Source organism: Aestuariivita sp. (assembly GCF_049276915.1).
In the GTDB taxonomy this organism is placed as follows: domain Bacteria; phylum Pseudomonadota; class Alphaproteobacteria; order Rhodobacterales; family Rhodobacteraceae; genus Aestuariivita.
This window is the reverse complement of the sequence record NZ_JBASXK010000140.1, coordinates 1-8,955: the sequence shown is the minus strand read 5'-3', so window position 1 is coordinate 8,955 and position 8,955 is coordinate 1. Positions and strand designations below refer to the sequence as shown.

The 8,955-nt window shown below is 58.7% G+C and carries 11 protein-coding genes and 1 pseudogene; 9 read left to right on the top strand and 3 right to left on the bottom strand.

Annotation, left to right across the window (positions count from 1 at the left end; translation table 11 throughout):
• The first annotated feature begins 780 nt into the window (after positions 1–780).
• Complete coding sequence (locus WAO69_RS14995; RefSeq protein ID WP_422180546.1) at positions 781–963, top strand: hypothetical protein; 183 nt, start codon at positions 781–783, stop codon at positions 961–963.
• Between the two features lie 76 nt (positions 964–1,039).
• Here the strand turns inward: WAO69_RS14995 and hemH are convergent, their stop codons facing one another.
• Together hemH and WAO69_RS14985 are read right to left on the bottom strand one after the other, a co-directional pair.
• The gene (hemH, locus tag WAO69_RS14990) at positions 1,040–2,101 is read right to left on the bottom strand and encodes a ferrochelatase (RefSeq protein ID WP_422180544.1); all 1,062 of its coding nucleotides are present in this window, start codon (positions 2,099–2,101) and stop codon (positions 1,040–1,042) included.
• A gap of 53 nt (positions 2,102–2,154) precedes the next feature.
• A complete protein-coding gene (locus WAO69_RS14985; protein ID WP_422180542.1) occupies positions 2,155–2,970 on the bottom strand; it encodes a methyltransferase domain-containing protein in 816 nt (271 codons plus the stop codon).
• Positions 2,971–2,985: 15 nt separating this feature from the next.
• Between WAO69_RS14985 and WAO69_RS14980 the strand changes: the two are divergent.
• From WAO69_RS14980 to WAO69_RS14960, 5 genes and pseudogenes are all read left to right on the top strand, one after another.
• Positions 2,986–3,180, top strand: a pseudogene (locus WAO69_RS14980) (double zinc ribbon domain-containing protein); the annotation flags it as partial.
• A 45-nt stretch (positions 3,181–3,225) separates the two neighbouring features.
• Positions 3,226–3,717 carry a ComF family protein gene (locus WAO69_RS14975; protein ID WP_422180553.1) on the top strand — a complete coding sequence of 164 codons (492 nt, stop codon included), beginning with the start codon at positions 3,226–3,228 and terminating at the stop codon, positions 3,715–3,717.
• A 40-nt stretch (positions 3,718–3,757) separates the two neighbouring features.
• Positions 3,758–4,015, top strand: coding sequence for a glutaredoxin 3 (grxC, locus tag WAO69_RS14970; protein WP_422180540.1), 258 nt, complete (start codon positions 3,758–3,760; stop codon positions 4,013–4,015).
• Complete coding sequence (locus WAO69_RS14965) at positions 4,015–4,845, top strand: carbon-nitrogen hydrolase family protein (protein ID WP_422180551.1); 831 nt, start codon at positions 4,015–4,017, stop codon at positions 4,843–4,845. The genes grxC and WAO69_RS14965 overlap by 1 nt, the downstream gene beginning before the upstream one ends.
• Positions 4,846–5,289: a MarR family winged helix-turn-helix transcriptional regulator gene (locus WAO69_RS14960; protein ID WP_422180538.1), complete on the top strand. Its 444-nt coding sequence runs from the start codon at positions 4,846–4,848 to the stop codon at positions 5,287–5,289. It begins immediately after the preceding gene.
• Here the strand turns inward: WAO69_RS14960 and ubiG are convergent.
• Complete coding sequence (ubiG, locus tag WAO69_RS14955; RefSeq protein WP_422180549.1) at positions 5,286–6,032, bottom strand: bifunctional 2-polyprenyl-6-hydroxyphenol methylase/3-demethylubiquinol 3-O-methyltransferase UbiG; 747 nt, start codon at positions 6,030–6,032, stop codon at positions 5,286–5,288. The two genes, WAO69_RS14960 and ubiG, sit on opposite strands and share 4 nt — an antisense overlap.
• A 49-nt stretch (positions 6,033–6,081) precedes the next feature.
• Here ubiG and pip point away from each other — a divergent pair, with 49 nt between their 5' ends.
• From pip to icmH, 3 genes are all read left to right on the top strand, one after another.
• Positions 6,082–7,059: a prolyl aminopeptidase gene (pip, locus tag WAO69_RS14950; protein WP_422180536.1), complete on the top strand. Its 978-nt coding sequence runs from the start codon at positions 6,082–6,084 to the stop codon at positions 7,057–7,059.
• On the top strand, positions 7,059–7,883 hold the full coding sequence (locus WAO69_RS14945) for an ABC transporter substrate-binding protein (protein ID WP_422180534.1): 825 nt from the start codon (positions 7,059–7,061) through the stop codon (positions 7,881–7,883). Before pip ends, WAO69_RS14945 begins: the two co-directional genes overlap by 1 nt.
• A gap of 361 nt (positions 7,884–8,244) precedes the next feature.
• On the top strand, positions 8,245–8,955 hold a 711-nt coding region (icmH, locus tag WAO69_RS14940), incomplete at its 3' end, for a type IVB secretion system protein IcmH/DotU (protein WP_422180532.1).

Genomic DNA, 8,955 nt, shown 5'->3' with positions numbered 1-8,955 from the left:
GCGGCCAACTGTGTGCTGACATTGCTCGGAGCACTACAAGCCGAAAGACCCAGTACCGCAATCAAAAGCAGTGAAACCAAACGCACCATAATCAGACCTCTGCCAACTTCGGTGTTGCTGATACCCTGTCCGGCGTTGCCAGTCCAACCCACAAATCCGTTAAGTGCCATGTAGAGTCCCGTTTGCTGTGTGATTGAGGCTTTCGGACCATATCATACGCAAAACAATGCCGAAAATGGAAATCCATCAGGACAGAACATCCGATCGTGGGGTGACAGCACCGCCGCTGATCCACCAATCAGGCAGACGACGGTATCCGGGTCAACGCCGAGCGTGTCGCGCCCGGGTGCGCGCGATCGCATGTCTTGCTTGGCAGGTTCGCGCGATGCGTGTTGATCGAGTTGCGCGCGCCTCGCGGTGCTCGTCACCCTCCTTGGTTTGTGGCACCGTTACCGGCGACAGGATAACCTTTTGGAAATCGACGGTTTTTGCCAAACTCTGGCGTGTGACGAAATCATGGGATCTTGGATAGGCGGAAATGCGGCTGGCAACCATCATTCAGCCCGGCCGGGGATTTCAACGAGACTTTAGCGGAATTCCCAACAGCGACCCGGATTGCGCCGCAAGTGTTGCTAAATTGACGACATTTTTCCGCGGCTAGGGTCAGTTTGTCCAACAAGCAATTGCATTCACATCAGAATGCTGATTACAAAACCATTACGAGGTAAGTCTTAGGTGCACGGTTTGTGCTGTCGATCCGTGCCAATTCTGGAGGTTAACATGAAGAAACTCGTTCTCGCCGCTGCTCTGACTGCTGCTGCTTCGACCGCTTATGCAGGCAACCTGTCTGAGCCAGTCGTGGAAGCACCGCTGATCGTGGAAGAAACAGGTGGTTCGTCGCAGGGTATCCTGCTGCCGCTGCTGATTGTTGTTCTGATCGCAGCTGCTGTTGCAAGCAACTAAGTCGTTCAACGGCAAAGTTAGGAAAAGGCGGTGGATTTCCACCGCCTTTTTCGTTTTCAGACCTGAGCGTTGCCGTTCAGCCGATCCAGCCTTTGAGATTGTCGTCGATTACGGCTGACAGGGCCGTCACATGCGCGTCATCGTCGTTGAGGCAGGGAATATAGGTGAAATGCTCGCCACCGGCCTCTTCAAAGCTTTCCTTGATCTCTTCGTTGATCTCTTCAAGCGTTTCGATGCAGTCCGATGAGAATGCCGGTGCACATACGGCGATGTTCTTCTTGCCGCTTTCCGCCAGTCTTGCGACTTCTTCCACGGTGTAGGGCTGAAGCCATTCTTCCGGTCCGAAACGGGACTGGAACGTGGTTGTAATCTGCGTGCCGTCCCAGCCAAGACGCTCTTTCAACAGACGCGTCGTCTTTTGGCACTGGCAGTGATAGGGGTCACCCTCCATCAGGTACCGCTTGGGCACGCCGTGATACGAGCACACAAGTATATCTGGCCGCGTCTCCAGTGTGCGGTAAGCGCGTTCAATGGATTGCGCGAGCGCTTCGATGTACAAGGGATGCTCGAAATACGGCTCGACCGTGCGGGTCGTGGGCTGCCATTTCTCTTCCATCAATGCGCGAAAGAACTGATCGTTCGCGGTCGCCGAGGTTGCCCCGGCATAGTGCGGGTATAGCGGAAAGAACAGGATCTTGGTGCAGCCGGCTTCGACCATGGCGCGGACCTTGGACTTGGTCGACGGGTTGCCATAGCGCATGCAGAAGTCGACCATGACCTGGTCACCGTGGCGATCATGCATAACCTTCTTGATCTTGGCTGTTTGCTGCTTCGTGATCGTCATCAACGGGCTCTCGCCATCTGCCTCGTTCCAGATGGACTTGTAGGCAGCACCCGAACTGAAGGGGCGTTTGGTCAGGATGATCAGTTGCAACAACGGCTGCCAGATCCACGCGGAATAGTCGATGACGCGCTTGTCCGACAGAAACTCGTTCAGATAACGGCGCATAGACCAGTAGTCATAGTTGTCAGGTGTGCCCAGATTGGCCAGAAGAATCCCGACTTTGGCTGCGGGCACACGCGGGTGCGCGGCCGGGGCGTGGGCAGGACATACGGCATCTTTTGTGGCATCAAGCATTGTGGCATCCGATTGGGTCGCTTGGGGGTCAGATAAACGCTTTTGAGCGATGGTCAATCCGAGAGCTTGGTTTCTGCTGTATTCAACGCATCCGCGAGCCGTGCTTGTGCGGATCCGGGCCTCAAGGGTTGGGGCTGGGACGCAGACGGTGCCCAGCCGGTCAAAGAGATCATTTCAAAGCTTGCCGGCAGGGTGCCGTCACCTCCGAAGTGTTCTTCATACAAAGCGGCGGCCTGCGCGAACAGGCTGCGGCTGCTGGGCGTGCGCAGCCGCGCGGCCAGAGCATTCGTTTCGCCCATTGCGCGCAAATCATGCATCAGGTGGAACATATCGCGATATTGCGCCGTCAAAAGCGCGCTGTCCGCGACGGGCAGGGCGAATCCAGCGCGCTGCAACAAACCTCCCAGATCACGGATTTCCGGCATGGGCAGCACCCGAGGCGACAGACCGCCGCGCTGGGCAATTTCGGCTTCGGCCAGGACCGAACGCAGCTCGGTCAGGGTTTGCGAACCAAGACAGATGGTCAGGTTCAGCCCATCAGGACGCAGGGCACGGCGGCATTGTATCAATTGGCCGACCGGGTCATTTGCCCAGTGCAGGCACATGGCGTGGATCACCAGATCAAAGCTCTGGCTGTTCAGCGCCAGCGTATCGTCATCCAGGATGGTCGTCGCATCGGGATAGGCCTCTGCCCATATCTGGGGAAAGGGTGTCACTATGGCGATATCCGTAAACACCTTGTTAACCATGGAGAGGCGATCCTGAACCTCGTCCAATGCGGCGCTGTGAAGGAACAACTCCTGAACCTGCGCCCGGGCGCGATGCAGCTTGAGCGCGGTGCGGTCAACTAAGGGAGGTGTTTCAGCCATGAAGGCAGAAATAAGGTGATTCAGGGCAAGTTTCAAACAGCGCTTGGGGTCATATTCCCACCGCGCTGCGTCGGCTGCGGAGGCATGGTTGCCTCGGATTTCGGGCTATGCGGCGCGTGTTGGGGGAAAACGCCGTTCATCGTCGGGCTGGCCTGTACGTTTTGCGGCCTACCGCTTCCGGGCAGATCGCAGGGTGGGCCTGTGTCCTGCGATGACTGCCTTGCAGCTCCCAGACCATGGGCAGCGGGGCGGGCTGTGATGCTTTATCGGGATGCGGGTCGCCAGATGGTGATGTCGCTGAAACATGGCGGGCGGATCGATGTTGCCCTGATGGCGGCACAATGGATGGAGCGGGCCGGCAAGCCCCTGTTTCAGGAAAACATGCTGATTGCGCCGGTTCCCTTGCATTGGACCCGGTTGTTCACGCGCACTTTCAATCAGTCTGCAGCGCTGGCTCAGGCACTGGCAAAGCGCACCGGATACGCCATGTGCCCGGATCTCTTGCTGCGCGGCAAGCGCACGCAACCTCTGGAACACAAAACCGTCGCTGATCGCTTTGGTTTGCTTGAGGGCGCGATGGTGATCAACCCGCGTCGTCGTCACCGAATCGCCGGGCGGCCTGTTCTCTTGATCGACGATGTCATGACCTCGGGAGCGACACTGTCCGCGGCGACGCATGCCTGCCAAGACGCCGGATGTCGTGACGTTTTCGTGCTGACGCTGGCGCGCGTTGCAAAGGACGTCTAAATCCCCGACAAAGAGACTATTCCAAAGGGGTTCATGCACGATGCAACCGGTCGAAATCTACACATCGCCTCTGTGCGGGTTCTGTCATGCCGCCAAGCGGCTGTTGTCGCAAAAAGGCGTCAGCTTTTCCGAGATAGACGTCTGGGCGGACCCGGATCGCAAACCCGAAATGATCCAGAGGGCCAATGGCGGCCGCACCGTCCCCCAGATCTTCATCGGAGACACGCATGTGGGCGGCTGCGATGACCTTTATGCGCTGGAACGCGCGGGCAAGCTGGACGGCTTGCTGGGCGCATGATGCGCGGCGCGCTGGTTCAGCTGACATCGGGTGATGATCCCGAAGCCAATCTGATTGAAACCCAGGCGCTGATTGCGCAGGCCGCCGAGGGTGGCGCAGGGTTCATACTTACACCCGAGGTGACAAACTGCGTGTCCTCCAGCCGGGAACGTCAGCTGAACGTGCTGCGACATGAGGCCGATGATCCGACGCTGGCTGCCCTGCGCGCGCAGGCCGGGGCGCTGGGCGTCTGGCTATTGATCGGATCATTGGCACTGAAGACCGATGATGCGGATGGGCGCTTTGCCAACCGGTCTTTCATGATCAATCCTCAAGGCGACATCGTTGCGTGGTATGACAAGATCCACATGTTTGATGTGCAGGTCACCAAGCAGGAGACCTATCGCGAGTCCGCAGGTTATCGCCCCGGCGATCGGGCGGTTGTTGCACAGACTGATTTTGGCCTGGTGGGGATGACGATCTGCTATGACATCCGCTTTCCGCACCTTTTTCAGAAACTGGTCCAGAGCGGTGCGCGCATTCTGACCGTGCCGGCCGCATTTTCACCGGTCACGGGGGCGGCTCATTGGGAGGCGCTTTTGCGGGCGCGGGCGATCGAGAACGGGTGCTATGTGCTGGCACCGGCACAAACCGGAGAGCATCCGAATACAGATGGCAGGAAACGGCGCACATACGGGCACAGTATGGTGATATCGCCCTGGGGAGAGGTTCTGGTCGATGGTGGGACAGAGCGCGGCATTCACTTTTTCGATTTGGATGATACATCCATAGAGGACGCGCGGCACAAAGTACCCTCGCTGACACATGTGAGACCATTCAAAGATCCGTAAATGCCAGATGACAACAGCGCTCTTGCCGTCACTTTGTTCAGTGAGATTCTGACCGCCGACCAGCTGTTGCGCAATCGGTTGAGCAAGGTGTTGCCCAAGGGAATGGAGATCTCGCATTTCTCGGTTCTGAATCACTTGGCGTTTACGGGACAGGAACGCTCGCCTGCGCAACTGGCCAATACGTTCCATGTCACCCGGGGCGCGATGACGAACACGCTGTCGAAACTGGAATGGGCCGGATACGTTCATGTTCGCCCCGACTGGGATGATGCGCGACGCAAAATGGTGGCCATCAGCCCGGCTGGCCGCAGGGCGCGCGACCAGGCGATCTCTACGATAACGCCAATGCTCAATGAGATGGTCGCAGATCTGGGCACAGAGAAAGTCCGCGCCGTACTGCCCATCCTGCGCGAGTTGCGCGGCAAGCTGGAAAGCTCGGACTAGCTGGGCTTGAGCGATGCGGTGACGTAGTTCACGCTCAGATCCCGGTCCGAGATTTTCCAACTCCATGTCACCGGGTTGAACACGAATCCCTTGCGATCGACAGGATTCAACCCGGCCTGCCTCATCAGATCAAACAGCTCGTCCGGGGTTATGAATTTTGACCATTCATGGGTCCCCTTCGGCAGCCAGCGCATCACGTATTCTGCCCCGACTATCGCCATGGCAAAGCTTTTCGGATTGCGGTTGATCGTCGAGCAGATATGCAGACCGCCGGGTTTGAGCAACTCACGGCATGCGGTCAGATAGCTGAGCGGGTTGGCCACGTGTTCGACCACTTCCATGTTCAGCACGATATCGAACTGTTCTTTGGCCGCGGCCATGTCTTCGGCGGTGGTATGGCGATAATCAATCGTGAGGCCCGATTGCTCGGCGTGAACCCGCGCGACGGGGATGTTGCGCTCGGCCGCATCTGCTCCGACCACATCTGCACCCAGTCGAGCCATGGGTTCGCAGAGCAACCCGCCGCCGCAGCCGATATCAAGAATACGCAATCCCGCAAAGGGCTTCGAGGTGCTCAGATCGCGGTCAAACTCTCCTGCGATCTGGGTTGTTATGTAATCAAGACGGCATGGGTTGAGCATGTGCAACGGCTTGAACTTGCCGTTCACGTCCCACCATTCGGCTGCCATCGCCTCGAATTTTGCGATTTCTGCCGGATCGACGGTGGATTGTTGCGCTTGCATTCCTGTCTCCATATGCTCTTCTGTCATCTTCGATCTATATAGGTCAGTAATGGACAAATTCTCGGACCAAAAGCGCGCAGTTCAGTATCTGTATCCGCCGATCGATCCTTTCGATCAGCGGATGCTGGACGTGGGCGATGGTCATCAGATCTATGTCGAGCAATGCGGGGAACCCAACGGTATCCCGGTTATTGTGCTGCATGGTGGTCCGGGTGGCGGCTGCAGCCCTGCGATGCGGCGGTATTTTGATCCCAAGGTCTATCGGGTGATTCTGTTTGATCAGCGCGGGTGCGGACGTTCACGGCCTCATGCCTCGGTTGCGCATAACACGACATGGCATCTTGTGGGCGACATCGAAAAGATTCGCCGCACGTTTGGCATAGACAGTTGGTGCGTTTTTGGAGGCAGTTGGGGCGCAACGCTGTCTCTGGTCTATGCGCAGGCCCATCCCGATCGCGCGATGCGCATCATTCTGCGCGGCGTGTTCCTGATGACCAAGGCCGAACTGGACTGGTTTTATGGTGGCGGTGCGGGCAAGTTCTGGCCGGAAACCTGGGCGCGTTTCGCCTCGATGATCCCGACGGACGAACATGATGATCTGATCGCGGCCTATAATAGGCGGTTGTTCTCGGGCGATCTGTCTCAGGAAACGCGGTATGCCCGGGCATGGTCTGCATGGGAAAACGCGCTGGCGTCCATTCATTCAAACGGGTCTTCCGGCGACAGCCCGGGGGATTATGCGCGCGCTTTTGCGCGGCTTGAGAATCACTATTTCATCAATGGCGGCTTTCTGGAGTTTGACGGTCAGCTTCTGGCCCATATGGGGCGGATCTCGCATATTCCCGGCGTGATCGTGCAGGGGCGCTATGACATGATCTGCCCGCCAAGCTCGGCCTATCGGCTGGCAGAGCTTTGGCCCTCCTGTGAGCTGAAGATGATCCGCAATGCCGGTCACGCGCTGTCCGAGCCGGGAATCAGTGCCGAGCTTGTGCGCACGATGGATCAGATCGCAGAGGATGTGCTGTGATGTCCCGACTTGATCGCCGTGCACTGTTCACCTCTGGTGCCGCTGCCGCCTTGCTGGCCGCGACGGGTGTGTCGCTTGAGGCGGCACCGCGACGTGGTGGCCGACTGCGTCTGGCAGTGCCGCGTGCCGATGCGCGCTTTGATGCGGCTGTGCGTGGTGCGGTCTATGATACCCTGACAGAGGTTGGCCCGGATGGGTTGCTGCGCGGTGAACTTGCCAGCGCCTGGAGCAGTGATGCCCAGGGGTGCGACTGGCTTTTGAATCTACGTGCTGAGGTGCATTTCCACGACGGGCGGGCGTTTGTAGCCGAAGATGCGGCGCTGTCGTTGCAGGTTCATGGGTTTGCGGCGGATATGGATGTCTTGGCCGACCATCAGTTGCGCCTGCGCGTTGACGCACCGAACCCGCAACTGCCCTATCTTTTGGCTGATCCGCATATGGTCATGCTGCCCGCCGGTATTGAGAGCGAAACTCCCGTGGGCACGGGTCTTTATCGCGTGCAGCGTTATCAGGGTGAGCGGCATTTCCTGGGCCAGCGTGTGCAGCCCCACTACAAGGATGGTCAGGCCGGCTGGTTTGACGAGGTCGAGATCGCCGTGATCCCGGATCCTGCCGTGCGCGCCGAGGCGCTGCGGGATGGCTATGTCGATGTGGCTGACCTGCCTCAGGCCGAAGGGCTGGGGGATACGGCGGCCCTGATCCTGCATCCCGGAGCCGATCATGTTGATCTGGCGGCACGTCAGGGCGTTGGGGTCCCCAAACATATCGGATCCCGCGCGCCCCTTGATGACGGCCGTATCTCGCAACGGTGGTGGATGGTCTGAGGGCCTGCTGCCTGCACCGATCGCTTCACGTGATGCAAGCGTTGCAAGTTTGCGGCGGGTCAATCTGCCTGATTGGCGGGTGTGGCGGTAAACTTGACGCAAGGCAGACTTAGTCGCAAAGTAATCGCCAAAGTTATTTTAGGCTTTCACAGGCTGGCTGGTCCGTGTCCCGATCAAGGACCAGTGGCCACAGAAAGTGAGCAGAGGAAGATGAATTCAAGTCTGCAAACGCGGCCATTTGGTGCCGTTGGCCTGACGCCCAGGCGGTATTGATATGGGGAGCGAGGATGACGACAGGACTGTAATCGGACAGTCTTCTGTTCCATCCGCGTCTCGGCCCAAACCGCGCGTAAATCCCCAGGTGCAGAACGACGATGAGCGGACGGTTCTGGCCCCCCGCCCGGTTGACCTTATGCCGGTGTCCACGATGCAGATCCCGCTTGCTGAAGCGGTAAACAGTGGCGGTCGCGCGGTCGTTCGGCCGACAAACCCTGTTCTTGCAGCTGCTGATGATCTTCTGGGGCTGTTGGGTCTTTTGCGCACCGGTCTGGTCGAGATGGACAAGATCGAACTGCGCGAACATCTGTCGCGCGCGCTCACCAGATTTCAAAGCGATGCGCGGTCCGCCCGCGCCCCTGAGGAAGACGTTGCAGCATCGGCCTATGCGCTTGCGGCGACCTGCGATGACATCGCGCAGAACCTGCCGGGTGCGGATGTCGCCTATTGGAGAAGCAATGGCCTGACGCACCAGCTGTTTGGCGACCCGAACCCGGGCGTCGGATTCTTTACCCGCCTGCACCGTCTGTCAGGCAATCCTGCGCAACGGTCTTACACGCTTGAGCTGATGTTTGCCTGTCTCGCGTTGGGTTTTGAAGGGCAATACCGCACCGCCCCGGACGGAGCGCTGGCGTTGACGAACCTCAGAACCGATCTCTACAGACGGTTTCGCGCGACGCTGCCGCGCCCTCAGACTTCGCTCTCGCCAAGTTGGCTGCCGGTCGTTCTGGCGCGTGGCCAGCGGCATGCACGGGTGCCCCTGTGGATCATTGCCGGTGTTGGGGCTGCCATGGTC

Excerpts from the sequence above, each read along its gene's own strand:
- WAO69_RS14995 (WP_422180546.1), top strand. The coding sequence starts at position 781 with ATGAAGAAACTCGTTCTCGCCGCTGCTCTGACTGCTGCTGCTTCGACC.
- hemH (WP_422180544.1), bottom strand. The coding sequence starts at position 2,101 with ATGCTTGATGCCACAAAAGATGCCGTATGTCCTGCCCACGCCCCGGCC.
- WAO69_RS14985 (WP_422180542.1), bottom strand. The coding sequence starts at position 2,970 with ATGGCTGAAACACCTCCCTTAGTTGACCGCACCGCGCTCAAGCTGCAT.
- grxC (WP_422180540.1), top strand. The coding sequence starts at position 3,758 with ATGCAACCGGTCGAAATCTACACATCGCCTCTGTGCGGGTTCTGTCAT.
- WAO69_RS14965 (WP_422180551.1), top strand. The coding sequence starts at position 4,015 with ATGCGCGGCGCGCTGGTTCAGCTGACATCGGGTGATGATCCCGAAGCC.
- WAO69_RS14960 (WP_422180538.1), top strand. The coding sequence starts at position 4,846 with ATGCCAGATGACAACAGCGCTCTTGCCGTCACTTTGTTCAGTGAGATT.
- ubiG (WP_422180549.1), bottom strand. The coding sequence starts at position 6,032 with ATGCAAGCGCAACAATCCACCGTCGATCCGGCAGAAATCGCAAAATTC.
- pip (WP_422180536.1), top strand. The coding sequence starts at position 6,082 with ATGGACAAATTCTCGGACCAAAAGCGCGCAGTTCAGTATCTGTATCCG.
- WAO69_RS14945 (WP_422180534.1), top strand. The coding sequence starts at position 7,059 with ATGTCCCGACTTGATCGCCGTGCACTGTTCACCTCTGGTGCCGCTGCC.